This window comes from Bradyrhizobium sp. Rc2d (assembly GCF_900099855.1).
In the GTDB taxonomy this organism is placed as follows: Bacteria; Pseudomonadota; Alphaproteobacteria; order Rhizobiales; family Xanthobacteraceae; genus Bradyrhizobium.
In genome coordinates, this window is record NZ_FNCU01000005.1 from 119,349 (window position 1) to 144,960 (window position 25,612).

Genomic DNA, 25,612 nt, shown 5'->3' on the forward strand with positions numbered 1-25,612 from the left:
TCGCGGCAGAAGCTCCCGGATCGAGCCAGACGATCGGCCGGAAACGCCGGTCGATATCGAAATATCTGGAGATGCCGAAGTAATCTGCGCAACCGATCAAAGACGGCGGAGAGCGTGTCAGTCAACCCCCATTGAAATATGTACCGTTTTTCAATTCAGCACAGGGCAACCTACGATCTTGGCTACGGGTAGCGACGCCCCACTTCAAGCATCAGAGGCGCGATAGATGACCCGTGAAGTCATCGACTACTTCTCTCAAGTCCCAAAGGCTTCGCGAGAAAGTGTGCGACAGCGGCGCAAGCTGCCGACAATCTGCAGCTCTACGACACGGCCTCGGCGCTCGGCGGCACGTTCAGCGCGGAGCACGGCGTCGGCCGTTTTAAAAGGCACCTTCTGGAACGGTACGGTGATATCGGGCGTATCGCGGCGATGCGCCGGATCAAAAGCGCCTTTGATCCAGCGGACATCATGAACACCGGCGCGATCGTTTGCCCATTGGGCGAGAAGTCTGCCCGTTGAACCATCGGCTGGCGAGTTGGCGACGCTTTCCAAGCGGTGGGGCTTCGGCAGGTGCACCTCGATCAGCCAAATCGTCTTGTCCATAAAGAAAGAGCCACTCCGAAGGAGTGGCTCAAGTTGGGGAGGAAACGCCCCTTAGGGACTGCTAAAATCGCGATCAGGTCCCGCACGCAGATGAGGATCTTCGAGCACAGCTCCGAATCCTTTGCTCGCCAGGGTACGCGTCGGGCCTGACGTCCGGCTCGTCTTCAGATGGCGGCAATGTCCAGCTTCGAGCCGTCGACCAGACGCGACAGCCGGAACGGTGTGGGATCGACGCAACGCGTGTCGTTTACGACAAGCTCTGCGGCCAGATAGCCGAGCCCCGGGCCCAGACCGAAGCCGTGACCCGAGCAGCCCGCCGCGAGAACGAGGCCGTCCACCCCGTCCACCTGCGACACCACAGGCACTGCGTCCGGCGTGCAATCGACGAAACCGCCCCAGGCGCTGTCGATTTTGATCTCGCCGAGTTGGGGGAAGGTTTTCCGGACACTCTCCACCACTTGGCTCACCAGCCATTTCAAGGGCGGCGGGTCCAACACGCGATTCTGTTCGAAGATCCGGTCGTCGTTGGTCAGCAGCGCCGGCAATGAATCCGGCCCCGAAACGAACGATTGGCCGATGCCGAGCCTGACGTTCTTCAGGCGACGCAAGAACTGCGGCATGAATTCCCGGCTATACCGGATAGCCCGGGGCGTGATTTCGAGGTTCGCCTTGCCGCTGATCGCAAGCGTGTAGCTGCCGTCCAGTCGGCGCGTGATCGTGCAGTAGGGTGTGGAGACCGCCTCGCCTATGTTAAATGTCGGCGTGGAACGCAGCGCGGTCTGCCGGATGCTCGCTTGGGGGAAACTGACCCCGAGCGGCCGAAGGAAGCGCGAGGACCAGGCGCCGGCGGCGCACAGGACCGCGCTGGTTCTGATGTAGCCCTTCTCCGTGTGCACGCCCGCAATCTTGCCATTGGCCAAGTCGAGCGCCCGCGCGGCACATCCCTGGTGGATCGTGGCGCCCAGAACTCTGGCCCCCTCAGCGATAGCCGGCGCGGCGAGCGCAGGTTCGGCCTTGCCGTCTCGCTCCGAATAGGTCCCGCCCACCCATTTGTCGCGCGCTTCGGGGACGCGCTCGGCCACCTCCGCCCGACTCAGCACGCGGGTATCGACGTCGTACTCCCTGGCGACCTCGCGCCACTTTTCCCAGCCGGCGAGCACAGCCTCGTCGTGGGTCGCATAGACGAGACCGCAGCGACGAAATCCGAGGTCCCGATTGATATCGCGCGTGAGTTCGTCCCACAGCCGCATGGAGAGCACCGATAGCGGCAGTTCGCGCCGGTCGCGGTTCTGCTGGCGGCACCAACCCCAGTTTCGGCTTGATTGTTCACAGGCGACGTGGCCCTTCTCGAGGAGCGCCACGGAGAGGCCGCGCTTCGCCAGGTAATAGGCGGCCGTAGAGCCGAGGATGCCGCCGCCGACGATGACGACGTCGGCCTCGGCCGGGAGACGCTCATCGCTGTGAATGCGCTCGACGTGGGGCGACATGTTCCAACGAACCTTGGCTGCCAAGAATGCGGAAGCAAACTTCCGATCAGGCATTTCATCGCATCGTGCGCTCGGTAGAATGTGCTGAAATCATCCAGGACTTCGCAAGATATTCGGTTTTTTGGCCGCTTGATTGAACGAAGCTGCTCAAGCGCGAGAGTGATATCGTCCGCGCGATCCTGCCGGAACAGCGCCCTTCGAGCACCGCGCCGATTGCGTTCAAAACCAAATCGCCGCGTTCGATCTTTTCGCGAACATGCTAAAATTCCCCTATTCGAATGGATTGCTTCGGTAGATCGCTGGCTTTCACCGGTAAAATCCGAGGACGGCCTTGGTCTCAAGATACTCCTCCATGCCCTCGATGCCGTATTCGCGACCGTTGCCAGAACGCTTGTATCCGCCAAAGGGAGCATTGGGGTCCCAGTCAGGATAATTGAGATGAACTTGACCCGACTGGATCTGCCCGGCGACGGTTCGCACCGTGTCCATATCGGTGCCCTGCACGTGGGCGCCGAGGCCGTAGACGGTGTCATTGGCGATCGCGATCGCCTCGTCCACGGTGTCGTAGGGAATGATCGACAGCACCGGGCCGAATATCTCCTCCCGCGCGATCCTCATGTCGGGACGGACGTTCGAGAAGATGGTCGGCCGCGCATAGAAGCCAACCTGAAGATCGCCGGGCCGCCCGGGGCCGCCGATGACGAGCTTGGCGCCTTCTTCCAGGCCGACACCGATCATGGCCTGGACTCGCTCGAACTGTGGACGGTTCGCAATCGGACCATGAGTCGTGTTTTCCGCAAGCGGATCGCCGACCACCAGTTCAGAAGCGGCTGCCGCTGCCAGGTTCTCGACCTCTTCCATGTGTGAGCGAGACACGAGCATGCGCGTCGGCGCGCTGCAGGATTGGCCGAGATTGCGGAAGGCGGCGGCGACGCCAAGCGGAACAGAACGGCTGAGATCGGCGTCCGGCAAGATGATGTTCGGCGATTTTCCGCCGAGCTCCTGGGCAACGCGCTTGACGGTGGGCGCCGCCGCTTGCGCCACGAGCACTCCTGCCCGCGTCGAGCCGGTGATCGAGATCATGTCGACCAGCGGATGCGACGCGAGAGCGGCGCCAACGATCGGACCTGTCCCATTGACGAGGTTGAAGACGCCGGGCGGACAATCGGCATCGTCCATTACCTCAGCGAATAGCAAGGCGCTCAGCGGCGATAATTCGCTCGGCTTCAACACCACCGTGCAACCGGCCGCAATCGCCGGGCCCACCTTCGCAGTAATCTGATAAAGTGGCCAGTTCCATGGCGTGATGAGGCCGCAGACGCCGATTGCCTCGCGCATGATCGCGGTGCTGCCGCGCGCGGCGATGAACGGATAATTCGCGAGATTGTCGCGGGCGACGCGGATATGCTCGGCGGCCAACGGCACCTGAGCGCGGCGCGCATAGGTGATCGCAGCTCCCATCTCGCAGGTAAGTGCCTGCGCGAACAGCTCCAGCCGCTCAAGGAGCAAAGCGTGCATCCGGTCGAGCAGCGCCGCCCTCTCAGCAGGCGGTGTCGTGGACCAGCCGGCGAAGGCTTGTCTGGCGGCTGCGATCGCGCAGTCCACATCATCGTCATCGCCGAGCGCGACGTCAGCGATCGGCTGCTCCGTCGCCGGATTGACGACGGTTGCTGCTGACGCGACTGATCCGATCGGCTTTCGCCATTCTCCGTCGATGTAAAATTTTCCGAGGAAGCCGGCTTCCGTCAGATGTCGAAGGGGCGAGGTCATTGGAAGCGATCCTTGATCCGGTAATGGGCGCCGATTAGCGGCAGGAACCAGGGGCCGGGAATGGCCGGCCAGCCCTACCAGCCGCGCATGCGGGGCCATCGGGCGTGAATCGCGTCGCTGCTGGCGGAGACGACGTTGTACAACTCATGTTGCGACGCCGTCGCACAGGCGTGATTGGGGAGAATCCTGACCTTCGCGCCGATTGGAAGATTGGGCAAAGCGTGCGCCGACCCGGGCCTGATGGCGAGGATCCCGTGCTCCTGGCTTGCTTGCGAAGCGATCAGGTCCGGATAAACCTTTCCGGCCACGTCGCAGACCAGACCATATCCCTGGTCGACCCGCTGCGCCGCGGTGCCGCGGTCGCGCGACAGCGCCATCCATCCCGCATCGACCAGAATCCAGCCCTTCTCGGGCTTCGTGCCGATCACGGTGGTGAGCACCGAGATCGCGATGTCGTCCGTCGTGCAGACACCAACACCGTGCATGACCAGGTCGAAGAACATGTAGACGCCGGCCCGCATTTCCGTGACGCCGGTCAGGTCTTCGGCAAAATGCGCCGTCGGGGTCGAGCCGACGCTCACGATGGGGCATTGGTGCCCGGCCGCCCGCAAGGCCTCCGCCGCGGCGACCGCCACAGCCCTCTCATTCTCCGCGGCCGCGGCGAGAGCCTCGGGCGTGAAGAGGCTGTAGGATTCGCCGGCATGGGTGAGGATCCCTGCGAGCTTGGCGCCGGCCTCGCCCAGCGCGACCGCGACTGCAATGAGCTTTGGATCGTTCGCGGTCAGCCCGCCGCGGTGACCATCGCAGTCGATCTCGATGAACGCGGTCGGTGCCACACCAGCGGCACGACCGGCGGCGCCAAGCAGTCTCGCCTGCTCCGGCGAATCGAGCAGTACCTTGAGGTCGACGCCTGCTTTGCGCAGACGCATCGCTCTTTCAGCTGTGTGAGGCGCCAGGCCCACGGCATAAGTCATGTCGCGAAAACCGTGCCGCGCGAAGTACTCGGCTTCCGCCAGCGAGGAGACGGTGATCGGCCCCGATCCGGACGGATAGGCCCGTCGGGCCACATCGATGGATTTCGCGGTTTTCATGTGGGGACGCAGCACGACGCCCCGCTCCGCCATGCGCGAGGACAGGCGGGCGAGATTGCAATCGAGCCGATGCTTGTCGAGCAGGAGAGCCGGCGTTGCCAGCCTGCCGAGCGTTGCAGCCGTCTCAGAGGTCTTGTGATCCGTTCCGCTCATCTCCTCGCGTAGCACGTCGATATCTCCTAGCCGAACGACTGATTGGGAATCGCAAACACGCGCGCCGGCCCGCTCGATGGTGCCGGCGTACCCAAGATCATGGTGGTGGCATCGCCGACCTGCTCTAGGCCGACGCCTTCGAGCCAATCCCCGAGTTGCGATGTGGCAGAGGTGTCGATGCGGACAAGAACACTGCCGAGCCGCGCGAGCGCAGCCTCGATCAGAGCCTGTGCATCGGTCGCGGTTTCGGCGACGACAGGACCGATGACATACCCGCGGCCGAAAAGCCGGGAGATGGCGTAGCCGCGGGCCATGCCGTCACGCTGCAGGATATAGCCATCACCGCTGTGGAGCAGCTTTTCGAGCATCTGTCGTCTCTCCAAACCCGTAGCGTCGCGATCGAGTCGCATGATCACCTCGAAATCCGAGGCAGCCATTGGCCTGACGAGCTCGGACGGCCGCAGCTCATGGCGTCCTCTGGGAATTCCTTGATGCTGGTGGATGACCCCGATGGGGACGAAACCGCGCCGCTGGTAAAGCGCCTGGCCTTCGGCGGTCGAATTCAGCGCAATGCTTCGTGGACGCGCGGACGCCAGCAGCGCATCCATCAGCCGGGCCCCGTAGCCACGGCCTTGAGCGGCTTTCGCGATGATGATCATCCCCGCGGAAGCATGGGTCTCGCCATAGGGCCACCAGGCCGCGGTGCCGATCACCACTCCGGCGCGCTGCAGAACAAAGCCTTGGCCCAACTGTAGCGCGACATCCCAATCCTCGAGCCGATAGGGCCAGGACATCTCCTGCGAGAGCTTTAGGGCGCCTTCCAGATGCGATCTGGCGAATGGAAGCAGCGCCACGTCGTTGTCGCGATCCAAGGCCTGGTAAGCTGCCGTTGACATGATGGGGCGAAGTCTTCTTGCTCGGGTTGCCCTGACCAGGCGCGAGTGCCTGACAGGACGAGGACCATGGGGTGACCCTCGCATCATCTGCAGCGTAGCTCAGGCTCGACAGCATTACGCAATCAGACGGGAACAAAGTTCGGCATAGTATTTCGTTGATGATCCGACAGGAGGACCAATCTGCTGTCAGTTCGCATCGTGCACAATATCGGCGATGTAGTCCTTGACCGCCTGTGTATCCGGGGGAAGGACTTTGGCTCGCCGCGGCAAGTCTTCGATGCCGTCGAAACGTTGCGGACGATCCGGCTCGCGGCCCAGCGCCTCCCTGATCGTCGCCGCGAATTTGACTGGCAACGCTGTTTCGAGCACGATCATCAGCATCTCAGGCGAGGTGTGCATGCGCGCAACCGTCACCCCATCGGCAGTGTGGGGGTCGATCACGGTGTTGTAGCGCTCCCAAATGTCGCGGATGGTGGCAAGCCGGTCCGCATGGGTGCTCTTGCCGCTGCGGAAGCCAAAACGGATTGCTGCCTCCTCGAAGCGGTGACCTCCACTTAGGTCGAACGTCCCACGTTCCCTGAGCTGATCGTCAAACAGGGATTTCGTCCGTCTGGCATCGCGGCCGAGCAGATCGAACACGAAACGCTCGAGATTCGATGCCTTGGAAATGTCCATGGATGGGCTCGAGGTTTCCAGCGTGTCCGCCCGGCTTCGGACGCGATAGGTGCCGGTGCGGAAAAACTCGTCGAGCACGTCGTTCTCGTTGGTCGCAAGAACGAGATTGGAGACGGGAAGCCCCATCATCCGCGCAACATGCCCTGCGCAGATGTTTCCGAAATTCCCCGAAGGCACTGCAAAGCTTACACTTGTCGCCCCCCGTTCGGACGCCTGCAGATAACCGGAGAAGTAATAGACGACCTGCGCAAGCAGCCTCGCCCAGTTGATCGAATTCACCGCACCGATCTTGTATTGCTGCTTGAAGTCCAGATCGCTCGCCACCCGCTTGACGATGTCCTGGCAATCGTCGAAGACGCCATCTATCGCGATGTTGTGGATGTTGTGGTCCTGGAGGCTGAACATCTGAGCTTGTTGAAAGGCGCTCATTCGTCCGCGGGGCGAGAGCATGAACACCCGCACCCCTTTCTTGCCGCGCATGGCGTATTCTGCCGCGCTTCCGGTGTCGCCACTGGTCGCACCAAGAATGTTCAAGTTCTCCTGCCGGCGCGCCAGCTCGTACTCGAGCAGATTGCCGAGCAACTGCATGGCCATGTCCTTGAACGCCAACGTGGGACCATTCGACAGCTCCTGGAGATAAAGTCCCCTCTCCAACTTTCGCAGCGGCGCGATGTCAGGCTTTCCGAATATCTCCGGCGTGTAGGTCTTTGCACAGATGGCTTTTAGGTCGGCGGAGGGAATATCGCCGACATAGAGCGACAGGATCTCGAAAGCCAGGTCGGCGTAAGACAGCGTACGCCACGCATCCAGCATGGCGTGGTCCACGCGAGGATAGGTCTCGGGGACGTACAGCCCGCCATTCGGGGCGAGGCCTTCAAGCAATGCCTCGCAGAATTGCTTGCGGCCTGAATGGCCGCGCGTGGACACGTACTGCATCGTCAATCTTCTTTCGAGAGGCGGAAGTGCCTCCGGAAGTCACACCCTGGGTTGTAAGCTGTGCTGCCGGCCGTCAACGGCTGGCGCGCCACATCGCGATCCGGTCACGCATCCGGTAGCCCTGAACGAAGGCAGGCATGAACCACGGATTGCCTCGATAGAACGGGATGAAGGCCGGTGGCCTGAAGTCGAACGCGGTGCGCGCCCGCTCCTCGTGTCCCATGAGCTTGCGGGCCGCATGCATACCGACCCATGGCGCCCAGACCACGCCCGACCCGCAGAAGCCGCTGGCATAGACGATACCTTCCTTCTCGAAGATGCGCGGAATCATGTCGCGGTTCATGGCCACATTGCCGAACCAGCTGTGTGAGAGGCGGACGGCCTCCAGCTCAGGAAACAGATTCACCAGGCCCTTGCGCAGAAGCAGCTTCGGAGCGACGGGATCGCCGACCCGAGAGCTGTCGCGGCCGCCGAGCAAGATGCATTTGCCATCAGGCGAGGGCCGATAATAGAAGCCGACCTCCCGGTTCTCCGTGATCATCATGCGTTTCGGCATCAGCCGCGCCATGACTTCGGGCGCAAGCTCCTCCGTCGCAATGATCCGGCTGCGAACCGGGACCAGCCGGCGGCGTAGGAAGGGCACGGCGCCATCGGTGTAACCGTTGGTACACACCAGCACCTGACGCGCCTGCACCGGACCGGCCGCGGTGACGACGCGGAAACCGGAGCCATCTCTGTCGATCGAGATCACGGGCGTCCGCGCGTGGACTGTCAATCCGGAAGCGAGCGCGACCCGCAGCAGTTCGGCGTGGAATTTCGCCGGGTGCAGCCCGCCGATGTCCATCCGAACCGTACCGCCGCGATAGACATCGGTGCCAATGTACTTGCGCTGCTCGGCATAGGGAACTGCGCAAGCTTCGATTCCAAGTTTCTTTGCGAGCCTCTCCGCGGTGCGCGCCATGGCCTCGTATTGCTCATAGCCGAAGGCGCCCTTGAACTGCCCCACCGGCTGGAAGTCGCAGGCGAGGCCTTCCGTCCTGATGAAATCGTACAGGAACTCGCGCGCGGCCTTGCCTTCCGCCTCGATCGCCAGCGCCTTCTCTTCTCCGAACCGGCGCGTGAGCGTCGCGTAATCGGGTCGAATGGATCCGCTGGTGATACCGCCGTTGCGCGTCGAAGCTCCTTCGCCAGGGTCCATGGCATCATAGGCCGCAACCGAGCGGCCCTCGCGCGCCAGCACCAGACCGGCCGAGAGCCCTGCATAGCCCGCGCCCACGATCAACACGTCGAGCTTCTTGGCTATTGGCTGCTGAGGCGGCGGCTTAAGCGGCGCGGCTTCCCACCAATAGGGCGTGGCCTTCTCGGCGACTCTCGGCGCGTGCATGGCTTTGCTTCTCGTATGGTTGATGGGTTCAGCCGCGACTCGGTTGAAATCGTTCAGATGTGGTCGTTTCGAACGTCGAGGGCATCTCGCAGACCGTCACCGATGAAATTGAAGCTCGTTACCGCCATCGTAATGGCGGCACCGGGAATGATGGCAAGCCAGGGAGCGCTCGCCAGATATTGCTGGGCGCCATTGAGCATGTTGCCCCAGCTGGGTAGCGGCGGCTGGATGCCGTAGCCGAGAAAGCTGATATAGGCCTCCAGAAGGATCGCGCGCGCGACGGCCAGACTTGCGGCGACGATGATTGGACCCATGGCATTGGGCAGGATCTCGCGGAACATGATGTGCGCCCTGCTGAGCCCCACCATGCGCGCAGCTTGGACGAACTCGCGCTCGCGCAGCGAACGGACCTCCGCTTCGACGATTCGCGCAGTTTCCATCCAGCTCGTGACCGCAATGATCACGGTGATCATCACCGGGCTCGGCCGCAGCGTTGCGGCCAACGCCAGCACGAGGAAGATCGAGGGATAGGACAGGAAGCCGTCCACCGTCCGCATCAGCGCCGCCCCGACCCAGCCGCCACGATAACCGGCCGTCACGCCGACCAGCGTCCCGATCAACGTCGACAGCAACATCGCGGAGAATCCCACCGCCAGCGAGACGCGCCCGGCCATCAACAGCCGCACGGCGAGGTCACGCCCCAAAGGATCCGTGCCGAAGTAATGGTGGCCTGTCAGGGGCGGAGCAAAGCGGGCGCGCAGATCAATATGGAGCGAGTCGTAGGGCAAGCCATAGGGACCGATGGCGCACGCCAGCACAAGCAGGGTGATCATCGCGATTCCCAGGAGTGCCAGATGGTGACGCATGAAGCGGTTAACAGCACGGCTGTGCCACCAGCGGCTCGGAGCTGCGTGCGCGACGATGGCGGTCATATCTACTGGCTCCTCTTATCTGGCGTGAGTCCGCAGGCTCAGGCCAGGCGAATGCGCGGATCGACGGTGGCGATCATGATGTCTGCGATCAGGTTGCCCAACACGACCAGCATGGCCGAGAAGATCAACAGCCCCATCACGACCGGATAGTCGCTGTAGCCAAGGCTGTCGAGAAACAGCCGACCCATGCCCGGCCAGGTGAACACGGTCTCCGTGACCAGCGCGCCGGTGAGAATGCTGGGCAATTGCATCCCTGCCAGCGTGATCATCGGCAACAGCGCATTGCCGATGACATGTTTCAGCAAGATGCGGCGTTCGCTCACGCCCTTGGCCCGGGCCGTCTTGACGAAATCCTGACTCAACGCATCGAGCGTTGCGGTCCGCATGTAACGGCTCCAGATCGCGACGTGAACGAGCGACAGCACCAAGCTCGGCAGGATCAGGTGATGCAGGTAGTCCAGCACCGAGCCGTCGCCGATCGTGTACATGTTGCCTGCGGGCACCCAACCCAGCTTCAGGGTGAAGATGTAGATGCCGATCAGGCCGAACCAGAAGGTCGGAACCGACAGCGCCACCATGGCGCCGACCGTCGCGCAGTAGTCGAACAGCGAATAGCGGTGGGTGGCGCCGCGGATTCCGATCCAGGCACCGACCCCGATCGCGAATGCGGTGGACGTACCCATAAGCAGTAGCGTCGCCAGCAAGTGTCGACCAATCACAGCCAGCACCGAAGAGCCATCGCGGAACGAGTGTCCCCAATCGCCCTGGAGCAGCCGCCAGGCCCAATCGAGATACTGCATCCATAGCGGCCGGTTCAACCCGAGCTGCGCTGCGAGCCGCTCCACATCCTTCTGGGTCATGCCCGGATCAAGCCCGAACTGCGCGAGAGGACCGCCCGGCATGAGGTTGAGAACCGTGAAGCCGATGATCGAGACGATCACCAGCAGCACGATGCTCTGCAAGAGACGATTCAGCAGGAAGGCGGACATTCGAGTCCTCCATTAGCGTGACAACACCGTCCGCCGCGGTCCGTAAGGCAAGACATCAGCTCGCCCAGTACCAGGCCAGCGCGTTCCAGGATTCCGTGCGCGTGTTGCCGTTCGGCACGAATCCGTTGATCCCCTTCTTGAGACCTTCGACCGAGTTGCTCTGATACAGCGGCAGGAACGGCAGATCGCGACGCACGAGTTCCTGGACCGGGAAGTAGATCTCGCGCCGCGCTTCCGGATCGAAGGTGCGTGCGCCCTTATCGAGCAAAGCATCAACCTCCGGATTTGCGTATTGCGCATTATTCGAGCCGCGGCCCCCCTTCGCTCCGATCGAGCGCGAGTGCAGGCGATTGGTGACATCCGGGTCGGCGCCGATCAGATAGGTGCTGCCGACGATCACGGAATCGAATTGCGATTGCTGCCAGAACTCGCCCCACATCACGGCGGCGGGCAGGTTGGATATCTTCATCTCGACGCCCAGTTGCGCAAACGTCTGCTGCAGGAACTGCTGAACCTGTTCGCGAAGGGGATCGCCCGACGTGGTCGAATTGGCGAAGGACAGACGGACGCCGTTTTTGGCGCGGATACCGTCCCGTCCCGGCAGCCAGCCTGCCTTCTCGAGAATCTGGCCCGCGCGGTTGAGGTTGAATTCGTGAAGTGGCAAATGGGCGTTGAAGTAGAAGGACTGCCTCGGCATGAAAGTTTCTGTCGAGGTCGGCACTCCGTAATAGAGCCCCTGTATGATGGCCTCCTTGTCGATCGCCGCGTAGAGCGCCTCGCGGACGGCAAGTTCCTTGAACTGCGGTCGTTCGAGATTCAGGTAAAAGGACTCGAACGAGGTCCTTGGGATGAGCGTCACCACGCGGTTCGGCAGCGCCTTAGCTTCGCCGTAGTGGTCCGGCGTGATGTAGGGCTGACCCACGAGATCCACGTCGCCGCTCTTGAACTGAGTATAGAGCACGGTGAGATCGGGAATGTATTTGAAGACCAGCCTTTCGATGTGAGGACCCCCACCGAAATAGTCGGGGTTAGCCAGGAGCTCGAGATGATCGCCGGCGACTCGCTGGCCCCACTTGAATGGGCCGGTGCCGACCGGCGCCTGGTTGAAGGCGGCGTTGTTTGGATTGGTTTCCTTCTCGAGGATGTGCTTGGGCACGATGAAGGTTTCGGTCAGAAACGACAGATACGGCGCAAAGGGCTCTTCCATTCGCCACGAGATCTCCGCGGGCGAGATCACCGTGATGTCGCGCACGAGAGCATGGCCGGCCGTGCGCCAACTTCGGAAGCTGGGATTCGTGATGAGTTCGAGAGTGAACTTCACGTCCTCGGCGCTGAACGGCTTGCCGTCGTGCCAGCGGACATCGTCACGCAAACGAACGCGCCATTTGAGACCGTCCTCTGAAATGCCGCCGTTCTTCTGGTCCGGCACTTCAACGGCAAGGTTGGGCTGAATGGCGCCTTGAGGATCGATGCGGAAGAGCGCGTCGAACACCGAGAAGTGCACGCCGTCATCGACTTCAATGTGTACCATCAGCGGATTGAAGACGGTCGGCTCCTGTCCAAGCCCGACGATCACGCGGCCGGTCGGCTTTGTCGGAGAGGTGCGAGCGAGGGCCGGATTACCCAACAGGTTTGATCCGGCCAGGCCGGCCGCCCCGGCGATCATCAGTTGGAGTGCGCTGCGGCGCGAATAGATCGGTGCAGTCCGAGCTTCAGTCATGACCCCTCCTCATTTGTGGCTATGTCCGGCCAATGTCGATTGATTTCCCACCGCGCGGGCGCTGCTTTGCTGCTCGCCGGGGATCGCAGCAACGAGTTCTCGCGTATAGGCCGATTTTGAGTTCAGGAAAATCTGCGATGGGGGTCCGTGCTCGACGATCTGCCCTCGATGCATGACCGCGATTTCATCGCAGATCTGACTGGCCACGCGCAGATCGTGCGTGATGAAGATCATCGATACCCCGGTCTCCCGCTGAATCTGGTCCAGCAGCTTCAAGATCTGCGCCTGAATCGATACGTCGAGCGCGGAAACCGCCTCGTCCGCGATCAGCAGCTTAGGCTTGAACATCAGCGCTCGAGCGATTCCGATGCGCTGACGTTGACCACCGGAGAACTCGTGCGGATAGCGATCAAAGGTTCCCGCATCCAGGCCGACATGGGCCAAGAGCTCACGCCCCTGCTCACAAGCCAGCTTGCGAGGCACCCCATGCGCAATTGGACCGACCGTCAGAATTTGACCGACCGTCGATCGCGGATTGAGCGATGCAAATGGATCCTGGAAAATCATCTGGATCTTTGGTCGAAGCGGCCGAAACTCGGCTTCGGATAGCCGGGCAAGGTCGCGTCCCTCGAAGAGAATAGAGCCGCCGTCGCTGTCGAGGAGCTTGATCAACAATCGCCCGAGCGATGATTTACCGGAGCCGCTTTCTCCAACGACGCCCAAGGTGCGTCCCGGCGAAAGCTCGAACGAGACGCCATTGACCGCGGGTACGATCCGCTGCCTGCCGAACAGCGCACTGCCACTGCGGTAGGTCTTGACCAGATATTCGACTTTCAGAATGGAGGACGCGGCCGCAGCTTCCGCCGGGACGCGGTCCTTGCCCGTCAGATGCGGCACGGCCGTGATCAGGCGACGCGTATAGAGATGGTTCGGGGACTTCAACACCTGCTCGGCGCTCCCCTGCTCCACGCAGTGACCCTTCTCCATCACCACAACGGAATCGGCAATCTCAGCCACAACTCCGAAGTCATGGGTGATAAACATCACGCTCATGCCCTTGCGGCGTTGAATATCGCGGATCAGTTGCAGAATCTGCGCCTGGGTCGTCACGTCGAGTGCGGTGGTCGGCTCGTCGGCAATCAGGATCGCAGGCTCGAGAGCCAGAGCGATGGCGATCATCACCCGCTGTCGTTGCCCGCCCGACAGCCGAAACGGATATTGATGATACATGAGCGGCGGATCCGGCAGGCCCACCTCAGCCAATAATTCTACGGCGCGGCTACGACGGGATTTCGGCGTTCCCGCACCGTGCGCCGCCATCACTTCCTCGATCTGCGCGCCCACCGTCATCAGCGGATTGAGCGCGGAGAGCGGATCTTGGAAGATCATCGAGACGACACGGCCACGGAGGTCTCGCAGCCTCTCCGGCGAGAGTCCTACGAGATCCATCCCTTCGAGACGGATTGCTCCCGAGGAGACCCGGATCGACTTGGGCAACAACCCCATGATCGCATTGGCCGTGACAGACTTGCCAGAACCGGATTCTCCTATGATGCAGAGGATCTGGCCGCGCTTCAGTTCAAAGGAGACGTTCTCGATCGCGTGCGCCCGCTCCATGCCCGGCGGCAAGCTCACGGTCAGGTCGCGGACCGCGAGTGCCACATCTTGCGAGGCTAAAGGCTGCGGGGCAGAGGTCATCTGAACATTCTCCCCTTTCAAGCGCGTCCCGTGATCCCGTTGCGGATCGGCTCTTTGGCTTCTTTTACCGCCGCTACGCTCGGACAGGTCAACAACTCGTCGCTCATTCTGCCATTCTCCGCGCGGTGAATACGACATGATTCAGAGGTGGCTGCTCTACAGCCAAAGGCGTCGCTGAGCGCGGGCGATCAGTCGAATGGAGCGCTCGAACAATGAATCGAGGTCCGAGAGGCTGCCATTGGCGCCCAGCTCGATCGCTTCGGCAAAGGTCTCCTCCCTGACAAGGCCCATCGCGCGTCACCTTTTGAATTTCTGCCCGTTGATCGCCATTGATCCGGTATTTACAAGTCTGACGGCTTCAATCACCCGGGAGTCGCCGAAACGCGCCAGATAGGCAGCATGAAGTTCTAAAAACGAAGCCCGATTTGGCATTTCGGTCTGCGGCTGCCGGCGCGCAGATGCGGCTGGGGTTTGCCTGCAGGCCACGAAAAGGCAGATCCGATGCAGAGACCATCCCAGCCTCCACGCCTGCGAGATGGCGTACAATCGAAATTTCTTCGCAATAAGTGCCTGCACCACAAGCCGCAAACCGCAGGATATTCCGCCCAACCACGAAAGTCCGCAACGTGCGTGCCGCAACTGCTCGGATACGATACGGCGACCATCGGAGTCCCTGCCCCATGAACGCGCCACTCATGCATATCGAATCCAGTCCATCCCTGCCTCCAGAGGCAGACGTCGTGGTGATCGGCGGCGGCGTGGTGGGCGTGTTCACAAGCTACTATCTCGCGCGTCGCGGCCTCAAGGTTGCCTTGCTCGAGAAGGGCCGCGTCGCCGCCGAGCAGTCCAGCCGCAATTGGGGATGGTGCCGCCAACAGAACCGCGATGCACGCGAGCTGCCGCTTGCGACCAAGAGCCTCGATCTCTGGGAACGAGTTGCCCAGGAAACGGGTGAAGACACGGGCTTTCGCCGCTGCGGCCTATTGTATTTGTCGAACGACGAGAATGAGCTGGCGGGCTGGGCCAAGTGGCGAGACTTCGCCAGGACCGTTGGCGTCACGACGCATATGTTGAGCTCGGAAGAGGCGAGCGGTCGGGGCAAGGCGACGGGTCGCAAGTGGAAGGGCGGCGTCTTCTCGCCGACAGACGGGACGGCGGACACTTCAAAGGCCGTCCCAATCGCCGCGCGTGCGATCATGGCGGCGGGCGGCACGGTGCACCAGCTCTGCGCGGCGCGCGGCATCGAGCTCAGTGCCGGCCGGGTCAACGGCGTGGTGACCGAGGCGGGCACGATCCGGACGAAGACGGTGGTCATGGCAGGAGGCGCATGGGCATCTTCGTTCTGCAACCAGCTCGGAATTCGCTTCCCGCAGGCATCCGTGCGCTCTTCGATTCTCGCCCTGGCCCCGGGCGCGGCCGGCCTGCCTGATGCCCTTTACGCAGGGCTCGTGTCGGCCACGCGACGCGGCAATGGCGGCTACACGCTGGCAATCAGCGGGCGCGCGCGACTAGATCCGACACCGCAGCAATTCAGGTTCGGCCGCGAATTCCTGCCCATGTTCGCACGCCGCTGGCGAAGCCTCAGCCCTGGAGCCTTCGAGGGCATGCGGCAAGGTCACGAATCCCTGGCGAAATGGAGGCTCGACGAGGTGACCCCGATGGAGCTGAACCGAACGCTCAATCCCCGCCCCGACATGAGGCAGATTCGGCTGACGCATCGACGCGCGTGCAAGCTGGTCCCCGAGCTGCGGCACCTCGCCATCTCAAACGTCTGGGCCGGCTACATCGACAGCACACCGGACGGCATTCCGGCAATCGGCGAAGTTGAATCCATTCCAGGCTTCATCCTTGCGGCGGGATTCAGTGGCCACGGCTTTGGGATTGGGCCCGGCACCGGGCACATGATCGCCGACATCATCACCGGTCGTGCGCCAATCGTCGACCCGCGTCCCTACAGACCGGAGCGGCTGAAAGGGAGCGCCTGGGGCAAGGTCAGCGAGTTCTAGATCCGGTGTCTGCCCCCGTTGGGAAAAGGTGCCGGTTGATGCTATGACACTACGTATGACGCTGGAGCCAAGTCTTGACGCCGTTGTCTTCCCCCATCTTGTGGCATTGCTATGAAGCTCGATAAGATCGACATCAGGATTTTATGCGAACTGCAGAAGAACGGGCGGATTTCCAACGTCGAGCTCGCAGAGCTGATAAACCTATCCCCGAGCCCGTGCCTGATGCGAGTCAAGAGGCTCCAGTCGGAGGGCTTCATTACCGGCTATTCCGCCCAGATCGATGTTGCCAAGCTCGGGCAAACTCTGACTGTCTTCGCTGAAATCACTCTCAAGAATCATCGGCAAATTGATTTCGCTCGCTTTCTCACGACGATCGAAAAGATCGATTCGGTCGTCGAGTGCCATCTGGTTTCGGGCGGATACGACTATCTCGTCAAGTTCATCACGGCAGGGATCAGCGAATATCAGGCGGTGATGGAGCGTCTGGTCGAGATGGATATCGGTATCGACAAATACTTCAGTTTCGTCGTGCTGAAGTCGCCGATCGTGAAGTCCCATTTGCCGCTCGAAAGCATCTTCAATAGCTGACAATCGGGCGCAGCGATCATCCTTTCATGGCCGCGCGAACGTCCTTGTCTTCGAGCGTCTGGTCGAGCGTCTTCCTGGTCCGCTCGATGATGCCGTCGATGTCCTCATCCGTGCAACACAGCGGCGGCGCATAACCCAGCACGCCCTGGGCAAAAGCGCGGATGACGAGACCGTTGTCCCAAGCGCGGTCGAAGATGCGGCGCGCGGCGTCGGCTTCCGGCGGAAGTGGCGTCTTGAGCACTTTGTCGGTGACAAGCTCGATTGCAGCCAGCATGCCGCGACCCCTGATATCGCCGACAAGTGGATGATCAGCCAGCGCGCGAAGACCTTCCATCAGGCGGTGCCCGGCCTTGCGGCCGTTGTCGAGCAAGCCGTTCTCGTAGAGGTCGAGGCACGCGAGCCCGACGGCTGCGCTGACGGGATGGGCGGAATAGGTGTAGCCGTGACCGACGGCGGCCTTGCCGGCGCCATCGGCAATGGTGTTGTAGACGCGGTCCGACATCAGAACCGCTCCCATCGGCACATAGCCCGACGTCAGTCCCTTTGCCGTGGTCATGAGATCCGGCACGACGTCGTCCTCTTCACAGGCGAAGAGCGGACCGACACGGCCAAAGCCGGTGATGACCTCGTCGGCAACGAAGAGAATATCGTGCTCCTTGCACACATCGTGCATGGCCTTCAGCCAGGACGGCGGCGGAACGAGAACGCCTCCCGAGCCCTGTATCGGTTCGACATAGAAGGCGGCAACGCGATCGGCGCCGAGTTCGGCGATCTTGGCCCGCAGAGCGGCGACCGATGCCGCAATGATAGCCTGGGGATGGGAACCGACAGGATTGCGATAGGCGTAGTGCGATGGGATCTTGTGTTGCCAGCTGTGGGGCACCCCAAAGCCCGCATGAAAGGCGGGCAGCGCCGTCAAGCCGGCCCCTGCCGTCGACGATCCGTGGTAACCAGACTCGAGGGAAATGAACTGGTCCTTCTGCGGCCTACCTTTGGAATGATAGTAGTACCTGATGAAGCGGATCGTACTGTCGATGGCATCGGAGCCACCCAGCGTGAAGTAGACATGGTTCAGATCGCCAGGCGCCAATTCAGCCAACCTGGCCGCTAGCCGGATCGCCGGGTCCGAGCCCAAACCGAAATAGCCCGTCGCATAAGGCAGCTCCTGCAGCTGCCGCGTAGCCGCTTCAACGACGCTGTCCTGTCCGTAGCCGGCATTGACACACCACAGACCCGCAAAGCCGTCCAGCAATTGACGTCCCGAGACATCGGTCAGCGTCGCGCCCTTGCCTGACTTCAGCACGCGGACGCCCGTCGCCTCGTGGCTTCGATAAGAAGAGACCGGGTGAATCAGATGCGCGCGATCGAGCTCAATTAGCGAGTTGCTCAACATATTGTCCTCCAGATCGGCCGCGATGTTTGTGTGAGCAGCCCGTTGTGTCCAGGCTCAACATAAGTTGCCGAAGACAGCAGTTGCTCCCAGGCAGGACATGGACGGAGGCCGTTTTGACTTTGATTGGGCACCACTGCGGCATCTTATGCCGGCATGGTGCGGCGACGGCATTGAGGCTAAACGAGGAGAGCCGTCGTCGCGCAACTCTCTGCCACGGCTCCGATGCGATACGACACAATCTGCTCCCGACCACCGCGACATCGGCGCATTATCTCGTCGGCTGCTCGCTATGGTGCGCGTCGTACCGGCAAGCGGTGCGAGATCGCAAGGATCGGAGCTATGGCGACATTCAGACCGAAATACATCACCTTCGACTGCTACGGCACGCTGACCAATTTCGACATGGCCGGCGCGGCAACGCGAGTCTATGGCTCGGAGCTTTCGAGCGCGGCGATGGCAAAGCTCATCAAGGACTTTTCAGCCTATCGCCTGGACGAGGTTCTCGGCGCCTGGAAGCCGTACTTCGAGGTGGTGCACAACGCGCTGGAGCGCGCCTGCAAGCGCAATGGTGTCGTCTTTCAGCCGGAGCATGCCCAGCGCATCAATGAAGAGATCCACACGTGGGGTCCACATGCCGACGTCCCGGCTGGTCTGGCCAAGGTTGCCAAAGAGATCCCGCTGGTCATCTTGTCGAACTCCATGAATAACCTCATCATGTGCAACGTGGAGAAGCTCGGCGCTCCCTTCCACATGGTCATCACGGCCGAGGAGACTGGCGCCTACAAGCCGCACATGAAAGGCTTCGAATACATGTTCGACAAGCTGGGCTGCGGCCCGGAAGATATCACCCACGTCTCCTCCTCGTTCCGCTACGATCTGATGACCGCCTACGATCTGGGTATCGAGAGCAAGGTATGGGTGAACCGCGGTCACGAGCCGGCGAACCCCTTCTATGAATACACCGAGGTCGCTGACATCGGAGGGCTTGCTGCGGCGGTCGGCCTGGAGCCCCTGCGCAAAAGTGCCTGAGCGTATCTTTTCAGGTTCTCTCGCGGCGCTGCAGCTCTTGGAAAGCTCCTGTAGAAAGGAGCGCCGTGAAGAAAAAGGGGGCGGTTCGACCGCCCCCTTTCTTTTTGCGCCACCGATCCGATCAGTCGCTCAGTCCAGTCCGCCGACATGGAGCGCCTTAGTCTCGAGATATTCTTCTATCCCGAGCTGAGATCCCTCGCGTCCAAGGCCCGACTGTTTGACGCCGCCGAATGGCGCAACCTCGGTCGAAATCAGGCCGGTGTTCAAGCCGACCATGCCGAACTCCAGCGCTTCGGCAACACGCCAGGAACGCTTCAGGTTTTCGGTGTAGAAATACGCCGCAAGACCGAATGGCGTACCGTTTGCGATCGCAATCGCCTCGTCCTCCGTCTCGAATCGGAAAAGCGGCGCGACCGGCCCGAAGGTCTCCTCCGAAGCCAGGAGCATCTCAGTCGTCGCGCCGCCGAGCACGAGAGGCCGGGCATATTGTCGGCCTTCCGGCACCGCCTCACTCTCCGAGATGATCTTTGCGCCCTTGTCCAGGGCATCCATGACGTGCCGCCTGATCTTGTCGATCGCCGCGCCATTGATCATCGGCCCGATTGCGACTCCTTCTTCCGTACCGGCGCCGACCTTCATTTTCGCGACCTTGCCGGCGAGCTTCTCTGCGAACGCATCGTAGACGCCCGATTGGACGAGAATGCGATTGCAGCAGACGCATGTCTGTCCGCCGTTGCGGAACTTCGACGCAATCGCGCCCTCGACGGCGCGGTCGATATCGGCATCGTCGAAGACGATGAACGGCGCATTGCCGCCGAGCTCGAGGCTGAGCCGCTTGATGTTGTCGGCGGCGCCTTTCATCAGCAGCGCGCCGACGCGGGTCGATCCCGTGAACGAGATCTTGCGGACGGTCTCATTGGCCATCAGCTCCTTGCCAATGTCCGCCGGCATGCCCGTCACGATGTTGATAACGCCAGGTGGAATCCCCGCCCGCTCCGCCAGCACACCGATCGCGAGGGCCGAAAACGGTGTGAATTCAGAGGGCTTGATGACAACGGTGCAGCCCGCGGCAAGCGCAGGTGCCACTTTGCGTGTAATCATTGCGTTGGGGAAATTCCAGGGCGTAATGATCCCGCAGACGCCGACCGGCTCTTTCAAAACCAGAATGCGGCGATCCACCGTGGGTGACGGGATCGTCGATCCGTTGATCCGGCGCGCCTCTTCCGCAAACCATTTGATGAAGGAGGCCCCATAGCGGATTTCGCCGAGCGATTCCGCCAGGGGCTTGCCCTGCTCCAACGTCAGCAACAGCGCCAGGTCCTGCTCGTGGCGCCGCATAAGGTCATACCAGCGCTCCAGCAGAACGGCGCGCTCCGCATGAGCCGTGGTCTTCCAATGCTTGAACGCGTCGGCCGCAGCGTTGATGGCAGCCCTAGTCTCCTCGCACCCCATATCCGGGATGGTGCCAAGAACTTGCTGGCTGGCAGGATCGATGACATCAACCGTCGCCTTCGCACTCGCGTCGCGCCAGTGGCCGCCGATCAGTGCCTGCTGGCGAAACAGATCCTTGTCTTTCAGTGCAACCATGTATTTGTTCCCTTGCCCTTGGGGTCAAACCGCCATCACCGCCGGATATGCGATTGGCGAGACAAAGCCGTCTCATCTGAGCCATACAGCATCGCGCGCCGCATTTTTCATCGAGAAGGAAGCGTCTGACGGCGTTGAATCCGGTCAGATGGGATCTCGAAAGTCGATTGTTCTGGCCGTCGTTTAGTGAGGCCGCCGTCAGGCATCGTGCTCAGTCATAGTGGCAGACATAGATCTTCCGCACGGTCTCGATCGTGCGCCAGACGCCGACAAAGCCCGGCTTCATCACAAAGCTGTCGCCGGCGCGGAAAGTCTTCGTCTCACCACCTTTTTCCTCGATTTCGATAAGACCTGAGATGATGTGGCAAAACTCGAAGGTGGTGCCCTTGATGGAATGGGTCTCGCCGGGGGTTGCCTCCCAGACGCCCGTCAGCACTTTCTCACCCTTCGAGGCATCCTGCGCCCAGGTCTTGAAGGACGGATTGCCCGAAATGAGCCGTTCCGGAGCTGGCACGGCCTTCTTCGGTACAAAATCCGGATTGGTGTCGATGGCAATCAGAAGTGACATGGCATCTTTCCTGTTAGTAGCCGAGCGTTCGATCGACGAGGCCGATCGGATTTCGTCCGGCGCGGTGGCGCCGGATGTTCTCTATGACGAATTGCGCGGCGGTATGCGGTTGCGTCACGGACGCGATATGCGGCGTGATGATCACCTTCGGATGCAACCAGAGCGCATGGGCTTCCGGCAACGGCTCGGGATCGGTCACGTCGAGCATCGCTGCGGCGAGGCGCCCGCTGTCGAGCGCTTCGATGAGTGCGCCCTGGTCAAGCTGCGGACCACGGCCGACATGCAGCAGCCTTGCTCCCGCCGGCAGGAGAGAGAACAGCTGTGCGTTCAGGATGCCGCTTGTTTGCTCCGTCAGGGGAAGAAGACAGACGAGGATATCGGTTCCTCGCAGGAAGTCGCCAAGCTGACCATCGCCGTGGAAGCAGGTGACGCTCTCGATCTTCTTGTTGCTGCGGCTCCACGCGAAAAGCGGAAATCCAAACGGCTTGAGGCGATCAATCGCAGCTTGCGCCAACATGCCGAGGCCCAGAAAGCCTACGCGCCGATCGGCCGCCTGGGGCATTGCAAGAGCCTGCCATAGGCCTCTTCCCTGCTGCTCCTGATAGGCAAGCATCTCGCGATGGAGTGTCAGCACCCCAAGCACGACGTACTCCTGCATCATGCGTATGATGCCATCCTCGATCATGCGCACGAGCTTGACGTGGCCAGGTATGGTCTCCGGCTTGAATTGATCGACCCCCGCACCGATGGAAAAGAGCATTTCCAGATTTCGAAAGCGCGAGAGATCGTCGGGCACGTTCCAGGTCAGTAGGTACCGTACCTTTTCCGGCTCGAAGCATTCGCTGGAATGATAGAATTCGAGCTCAGGGAGCTCGCGCGCAAAGGCCTGCCGGAAAATAGCCGCCCGAGCAGCATCGGAATTGAAAAGGAACGCCATCGACGTGGTCCTCTTAGGTCCTCGCCCGGGATGCGGGGCGTTGAGACCGGCCAGGCCGACCACCGAGGGCTGGAAAGGCGGCGAGCCCTCCAGCGAAGCCTTCAACATTCACTGGGGCTCACCCTGCCTGCTGTTGCCGGATATCGATAGGCCGCAACCAGTAGCTTTCCCTGCTGAATCGAGTTGCACTGGCGGCGGAACATTCCGAATACCGCCTGCCAAACAGGCGAAACCTGCTGGCCTTCCGCGCTACGCTGCTGCAAAAGAGGGCTTGTGCGGCACGCAGCAGAAGGCCAGGCCGCGGGCTTTGAGTCCCGCAAAGGAACGGATGAACTGAATGGGACGAACGGTACGCGTGAAGTCCTTTGAACTAGTGGCCAAGGACATCAACGGCGTTGATGTGAAGCTGCTCCACGCGCTTTCGATCGGTGTCGGCTGGCCGCATCGCCCCAAGGACTGGGATTTCCTACGCCGCGCCGGCCACGGCATCGTCGCCGTTGATGGCATAGGCCGCGTTTTCGGCAGCGCGATGTGGTTTCCTTATAGCCAGGAATTCGCGACGATTGGTCTGGTGATCACATCGCCTCGAACCCAGGCACAAGGTACTGGCCGCTGGCTCATGGAGCAGGTTTTCGAGCGGTGTGGCGACCGGAATTTGACCCTCAACTCAACCCATGCCGCCTATCATCTGTATCTGTCGCTGGGGTTCACGAAGGAAGCCACTGTGTATCTGTGGCAAGGAGAGATCGTCTCACCACCTCCGCCGGTGCCGGGTCTGGCCGGTGAATTGAGCTCGCTGTCCACTGCGAACATCGGAGAGATCGCGGCACTGGATGAACGCGCGTTCGGAACTAACCGGCAGAAGCTGCTTGCATTGCTTTCTGAAGGTGCGTCAATCTCCGTCTTGCGCCGCGGCGGAGAGGCCGTCGGTTTTTCCATGAAGCGCGAATTCGGGCGTGGTCATGTGATCGGCCCCATCGTCGCCAGCAATGATTGTGACGCGATCCATCTCACCGCCGTGCATCTTAAGGCTCTCGCGGGACAATTCGTCCGCGTCGATACGCGGGAGCAGACGGGTCTGTTTGCCGACTTCCTTCAACAAAGCCGCCTCGGGATGACCGACACCGTCACAACGATGTCTAAGGGCCGGCGATTTCTGAACCGAAAGGAAAACAAGCCGTGGGTTTACGGGCTAGCCGGTCACGCGTTGAGCTGAGGCTATGAAGCGAAGCTCCGTGGGGACTGGTGCCAACGGCGCCGATCGCGACCCTACAGAGACGGGCCGTGGCTAGGGCGGCTAGCGGAGGGGACGAGTCGCTCGCGAAGCGGACCCAAGCGCACGAATCGTAGTTTGGCGTAGAAATCGTGCAAATGGCGGAGAGAGTGGGAGTCAAACCCACGATTTTCGACTATCCCGCCTCGAACAGCCGAGACTGCACGTAAGCACTCGCCCGCCTCCTGGCCTCGCAAATTCAGATCATGCGCATGCGCAACAAGCCTGCTTACGTTGGCCGTGGTGAGATTTTTCTTGATCTCCCGGTGCACACGTCGTGCACACGCCGCCTTCTAACCGATTGAGAAACTTGAACTCTCGCTCCAATCCATCATGGGCCAATTTGAGCAACCTCCAGCCAAACGACGCAAGCTAGAGCATGCCGCCAGAGCTCCTCCCAATGCGGCGAGAAAGACACCGAGCGAGAACGCCAAGATGAGGGTCCGGTTGATATCGATGCCAATTGACTACGCCATCTCGCGGTCGCTGGTGACCGCCGGGATCAGGCGCCCAAGCCGGATATGGTTGATCAGGAACCGCAGGCCGATGACGACGAGGATGGCCATCCCGACAAGCAGAATCTGGTAGCTTGGATTCATGACGCCATCAATGCTCGACGTGCAAAGCAATCGTATCGGTGCATCTTCGTAGAACGATTGCAAGCAGATCAGGCGCTCGAAGTCCTCCAGAAGGCGGCGAAGTCGTTCGTCTGTAAGGCGAACCGTTGTGCGCGGTGCCCCGCGCATAGGGCTTGTGCTACGAAACGATATCTGTGGTTCCGATGTCCTGATCCAATGCTGCCGCCGTTGTCCTCAATTGACATAGGCTTTGCCTTTCGGCACGCTTTGCGCCCACGGAAATGGTGAATGATTTACAGACCCGGCGACGTCGGCACGCAAACGCAACGTGCAAACGACCGTTTGGTGCCCTATTCGAAGCCGCGTCGGCGCACCCGCTAAAGTTGATAGATGACTCTTTCGAGAAAAACTATCGGCCAGCCTGATCAGCCGATGGGGCGTGATCCGTTCCACACCGCCGCTCATCGGCCGGTGGAGCGTCACCTCGCCGAGAACCAAAAGCCGGAGCCACGCGCCGAGCAAAGCAACAAAGCACCTATAGTCCATCCGGCCCAGGAGGCCTCTGCTGCGTCATCCGCACATTTCGGTTCTGCACGAGGTGTGTCCGCCAGTGTGACCGCCTATACAGATTGGATGAAGCGAGGACGCCAAATTTGGCACGAGCATTTGCAGCGCGGTCAACTACCCGAGGGGCCCACAGGGTCGATGGGAAACATCGAGCGCTGGTTGCTCGGATTGCTGAGCGTTGTTGTTCTCGTGAGTTGCGTTTGCGCGACGATTGTCTTCACGCAGGTCAAGTCGCTCAAAGTGGAGATCGCCACGCTGCAACGCGAGATCATCGCGCTCAAGCTCCGCGTAGCCAGGCTTGATCAGATCGCAACCGCCAACGAGGCACGTGAGAAGCCAAGCAGTGAACCGCCTAAGCCGCCGCCAGAGACCCGGCCTGATCAGGCTTCGCTCATCCTGTCGCGCGAAGAGATTCAGCTGATCCGCGACTATATCAAGCCTGCCCCGGTTGCGGGGTCCGTGACTGAGTCGATCAAGGTCGGCGATCCCGTCACGGGAGAAACCATCCCCTTCCCTTCTCCGATCACGGAGAAGGTGCGGAAACTGCTTGGCGCGAGATTTACCATTCGCAACGGCGTCATTGTCATTACGCGAAATGGGAGCCACTACGCTGATGCTGTGATCGGGTCCAATTGACGAGCGGCGGTCCCAACGCCCCCTGCAACGACTGTGAAGCTTATAGAATGGCGCGCAAGGTTCGATAACCGATCTGCACGTTCAAGGGCGAGCGCCAAAGCCCGCCTGCAATGGCT

Annotated in this window: 22 protein-coding genes; 6 read left to right on the forward strand and 16 right to left on the reverse strand. The window is 61.3% G+C overall.

Going from position 1 to position 25,612, the window contains the following annotated elements; genetic code table 11:
- Positions 1–312 precede the first annotated feature (312 nt).
- The gene (locus tag BLV07_RS09950; protein ID WP_244551047.1) at positions 313–519 is read left to right on the forward strand and encodes an FAD-linked oxidase C-terminal domain-containing protein; all 207 of its coding nucleotides are present in this window, start codon (positions 313–315) and stop codon (positions 517–519) included.
- A gap of 248 nt (positions 520–767) precedes the next feature.
- Here BLV07_RS09950 and BLV07_RS09955 read toward each other — a convergent pair whose 3' ends face one another.
- The 11 genes from BLV07_RS09955 to BLV07_RS49715 form a co-directional block, all read right to left on the reverse strand.
- Complete coding sequence (locus tag BLV07_RS09955) at positions 768–2,090, reverse strand: NAD(P)/FAD-dependent oxidoreductase (protein ID WP_091883856.1); 1,323 nt, start codon at positions 2,088–2,090, stop codon at positions 768–770.
- A 306-nt stretch (positions 2,091–2,396) separates the two neighbouring features.
- On the reverse strand, positions 2,397–3,860 hold the full coding sequence (locus BLV07_RS09960) for an aldehyde dehydrogenase family protein (RefSeq protein WP_091883420.1): 1,464 nt from the start codon (positions 3,858–3,860) through the stop codon (positions 2,397–2,399).
- 74 nt (positions 3,861–3,934) lie between these two features.
- Positions 3,935–5,104 (reverse strand): alanine racemase, encoded by a 1,170-nt coding sequence (locus BLV07_RS09965; RefSeq protein ID WP_091883861.1) that lies wholly within the window; start codon positions 5,102–5,104, stop codon positions 3,935–3,937.
- A gap of 26 nt (positions 5,105–5,130) precedes the next feature.
- A complete protein-coding gene (locus BLV07_RS09970; protein WP_349524567.1) occupies positions 5,131–5,976 on the reverse strand; it encodes a GNAT family N-acetyltransferase in 846 nt (281 codons plus the stop codon).
- A 210-nt stretch (positions 5,977–6,186) separates the two neighbouring features.
- Positions 6,187–7,611: a threonine synthase gene (thrC, locus tag BLV07_RS09975; RefSeq protein ID WP_091883427.1), complete on the reverse strand. Its 1,425-nt coding sequence runs from the start codon at positions 7,609–7,611 to the stop codon at positions 6,187–6,189.
- 73 nt (positions 7,612–7,684) lie between these two features.
- Positions 7,685–8,995 (reverse strand): NAD(P)/FAD-dependent oxidoreductase, encoded by a 1,311-nt coding sequence (locus tag BLV07_RS09980; protein ID WP_091883430.1) that lies wholly within the window; start codon positions 8,993–8,995, stop codon positions 7,685–7,687.
- Between the two features lie 53 nt (positions 8,996–9,048).
- Entirely contained in the window at positions 9,049–9,927 is an 879-nt protein-coding gene (locus BLV07_RS09985) for an ABC transporter permease (protein WP_091883434.1), read from the reverse strand.
- A 38-nt stretch (positions 9,928–9,965) separates the two neighbouring features.
- On the reverse strand, positions 9,966–10,916 hold the full coding sequence (locus tag BLV07_RS09990) for an ABC transporter permease (RefSeq protein WP_091883438.1): 951 nt from the start codon (positions 10,914–10,916) through the stop codon (positions 9,966–9,968).
- Positions 10,917–10,971: 55 nt separating this feature from the next.
- Positions 10,972–12,636 carry a peptide ABC transporter substrate-binding protein gene (locus BLV07_RS09995; protein ID WP_091883443.1) on the reverse strand — a complete coding sequence of 555 codons (1,665 nt, stop codon included), beginning with the start codon at positions 12,634–12,636 and terminating at the stop codon, positions 10,972–10,974.
- A gap of 9 nt (positions 12,637–12,645) precedes the next feature.
- Entirely contained in the window at positions 12,646–14,334 is a 1,689-nt protein-coding gene (locus tag BLV07_RS10000) for an ABC transporter ATP-binding protein (protein WP_091883448.1), read from the reverse strand.
- Between the two features lie 156 nt (positions 14,335–14,490).
- A complete protein-coding gene (locus BLV07_RS49715; RefSeq protein WP_283806515.1) occupies positions 14,491–14,625 on the reverse strand; it encodes a hypothetical protein in 135 nt (44 codons plus the stop codon).
- 389 nt (positions 14,626–15,014) lie between these two features.
- On the opposite strand from BLV07_RS49715, the gene BLV07_RS10005 reads away from it, so the two are divergent.
- Positions 15,015–16,340 (forward strand): NAD(P)/FAD-dependent oxidoreductase, encoded by a 1,326-nt coding sequence (locus BLV07_RS10005; protein ID WP_091883452.1) that lies wholly within the window; start codon positions 15,015–15,017, stop codon positions 16,338–16,340.
- A gap of 111 nt (positions 16,341–16,451) precedes the next feature.
- On the forward strand, positions 16,452–16,928 hold the full coding sequence (locus BLV07_RS10010; protein ID WP_071911192.1) for an Lrp/AsnC family transcriptional regulator: 477 nt from the start codon (positions 16,452–16,454) through the stop codon (positions 16,926–16,928).
- 16 nt (positions 16,929–16,944) lie between these two features.
- Here the strand turns inward: BLV07_RS10010 and BLV07_RS10015 are convergent, their stop codons facing one another.
- Entirely contained in the window at positions 16,945–18,321 is a 1,377-nt protein-coding gene (locus BLV07_RS10015; RefSeq protein ID WP_091883457.1) for an aspartate aminotransferase family protein, read from the reverse strand.
- Between the two features lie 339 nt (positions 18,322–18,660).
- On the opposite strand from BLV07_RS10015, the gene BLV07_RS10020 reads away from it, so the two are divergent.
- Positions 18,661–19,350, forward strand: coding sequence for a haloacid dehalogenase type II (locus BLV07_RS10020; protein ID WP_091883462.1), 690 nt, complete (start codon positions 18,661–18,663; stop codon positions 19,348–19,350).
- 129 nt (positions 19,351–19,479) lie between these two features.
- On the opposite strand, the gene BLV07_RS10025 is transcribed toward BLV07_RS10020, so the two are convergent.
- The 3 genes from BLV07_RS10025 to BLV07_RS10035 form a co-directional block, all read right to left on the reverse strand.
- Positions 19,480–20,937: an NAD-dependent succinate-semialdehyde dehydrogenase gene (locus BLV07_RS10025; protein ID WP_091883467.1), complete on the reverse strand. Its 1,458-nt coding sequence runs from the start codon at positions 20,935–20,937 to the stop codon at positions 19,480–19,482.
- A gap of 211 nt (positions 20,938–21,148) precedes the next feature.
- A complete protein-coding gene (locus tag BLV07_RS10030; RefSeq protein WP_091883472.1) occupies positions 21,149–21,505 on the reverse strand; it encodes a cupin domain-containing protein in 357 nt (118 codons plus the stop codon).
- Between the two features lie 13 nt (positions 21,506–21,518).
- Positions 21,519–22,442 carry a 2-hydroxyacid dehydrogenase gene (locus tag BLV07_RS10035; protein WP_091883476.1) on the reverse strand — a complete coding sequence of 308 codons (924 nt, stop codon included), beginning with the start codon at positions 22,440–22,442 and terminating at the stop codon, positions 21,519–21,521.
- Between the two features lie 337 nt (positions 22,443–22,779).
- Between BLV07_RS10035 and BLV07_RS10040 the strand changes: the two genes are divergently transcribed.
- Positions 22,780–23,658 (forward strand): GNAT family N-acetyltransferase, encoded by an 879-nt coding sequence (locus BLV07_RS10040; RefSeq protein WP_091883479.1) that lies wholly within the window; start codon positions 22,780–22,782, stop codon positions 23,656–23,658.
- A 524-nt stretch (positions 23,659–24,182) separates the two neighbouring features.
- Here BLV07_RS10040 and BLV07_RS10045 read toward each other — a convergent pair.
- A complete protein-coding gene (locus tag BLV07_RS10045; protein ID WP_091883483.1) occupies positions 24,183–24,461 on the reverse strand; it encodes a hypothetical protein in 279 nt (92 codons plus the stop codon).
- A 222-nt stretch (positions 24,462–24,683) separates the two neighbouring features.
- Between BLV07_RS10045 and BLV07_RS10050 the strand changes: the two genes are divergently transcribed.
- The gene (locus tag BLV07_RS10050) at positions 24,684–25,496 is read left to right on the forward strand and encodes a hypothetical protein (protein ID WP_244551032.1); all 813 of its coding nucleotides are present in this window, start codon (positions 24,684–24,686) and stop codon (positions 25,494–25,496) included.
- Positions 25,497–25,612: the final 116 nt, after the last annotated feature.

Excerpts from the sequence above, each read along its gene's own strand:
- BLV07_RS10010 (WP_071911192.1), top strand. The coding sequence starts at position 16,452 with ATGAAGCTCGATAAGATCGACATCAGGATTTTATGCGAACTGCAGAAG.
- BLV07_RS09995 (WP_091883443.1), bottom strand. The coding sequence starts at position 12,636 with ATGACTGAAGCTCGGACTGCACCGATCTATTCGCGCCGCAGCGCACTC.
- BLV07_RS49715 (WP_283806515.1), bottom strand. The coding sequence starts at position 14,625 with ATGGGCCTTGTCAGGGAGGAGACCTTTGCCGAAGCGATCGAGCTGGGC.
- thrC (WP_091883427.1), bottom strand. The coding sequence starts at position 7,611 with ATGCAGTACGTGTCCACGCGCGGCCATTCAGGCCGCAAGCAATTCTGC.
- BLV07_RS09980 (WP_091883430.1), bottom strand. The coding sequence starts at position 8,995 with ATGCACGCGCCGAGAGTCGCCGAGAAGGCCACGCCCTATTGGTGGGAA.
- BLV07_RS10050 (WP_244551032.1), top strand. The coding sequence starts at position 24,684 with ATGACTCTTTCGAGAAAAACTATCGGCCAGCCTGATCAGCCGATGGGG.
- BLV07_RS10045 (WP_091883483.1), bottom strand. The coding sequence starts at position 24,461 with ATGCGCGGGGCACCGCGCACAACGGTTCGCCTTACAGACGAACGACTT.
- BLV07_RS10035 (WP_091883476.1), bottom strand. The coding sequence starts at position 22,442 with ATGGCGTTCCTTTTCAATTCCGATGCTGCTCGGGCGGCTATTTTCCGG.
- BLV07_RS10025 (WP_091883467.1), bottom strand. The coding sequence starts at position 20,937 with ATGGTTGCACTGAAAGACAAGGATCTGTTTCGCCAGCAGGCACTGATC.
- BLV07_RS10015 (WP_091883457.1), bottom strand. The coding sequence starts at position 18,321 with ATGTTGAGCAACTCGCTAATTGAGCTCGATCGCGCGCATCTGATTCAC.
- BLV07_RS10030 (WP_091883472.1), bottom strand. The coding sequence starts at position 21,505 with ATGTCACTTCTGATTGCCATCGACACCAATCCGGATTTTGTACCGAAG.
- BLV07_RS10040 (WP_091883479.1), top strand. The coding sequence starts at position 22,780 with ATGGGACGAACGGTACGCGTGAAGTCCTTTGAACTAGTGGCCAAGGAC.
- BLV07_RS09960 (WP_091883420.1), bottom strand. The coding sequence starts at position 3,860 with ATGACCTCGCCCCTTCGACATCTGACGGAAGCCGGCTTCCTCGGAAAA.
- BLV07_RS09985 (WP_091883434.1), bottom strand. The coding sequence starts at position 9,927 with ATGACCGCCATCGTCGCGCACGCAGCTCCGAGCCGCTGGTGGCACAGC.
- BLV07_RS10005 (WP_091883452.1), top strand. The coding sequence starts at position 15,015 with ATGAACGCGCCACTCATGCATATCGAATCCAGTCCATCCCTGCCTCCA.
- BLV07_RS10020 (WP_091883462.1), top strand. The coding sequence starts at position 18,661 with ATGGCGACATTCAGACCGAAATACATCACCTTCGACTGCTACGGCACG.
- BLV07_RS09965 (WP_091883861.1), bottom strand. The coding sequence starts at position 5,104 with ATGAGCGGAACGGATCACAAGACCTCTGAGACGGCTGCAACGCTCGGC.
- BLV07_RS09955 (WP_091883856.1), bottom strand. The coding sequence starts at position 2,090 with ATGTCGCCCCACGTCGAGCGCATTCACAGCGATGAGCGTCTCCCGGCC.
- BLV07_RS09990 (WP_091883438.1), bottom strand. The coding sequence starts at position 10,916 with ATGTCCGCCTTCCTGCTGAATCGTCTCTTGCAGAGCATCGTGCTGCTG.
- BLV07_RS10000 (WP_091883448.1), bottom strand. The coding sequence starts at position 14,334 with ATGACCTCTGCCCCGCAGCCTTTAGCCTCGCAAGATGTGGCACTCGCG.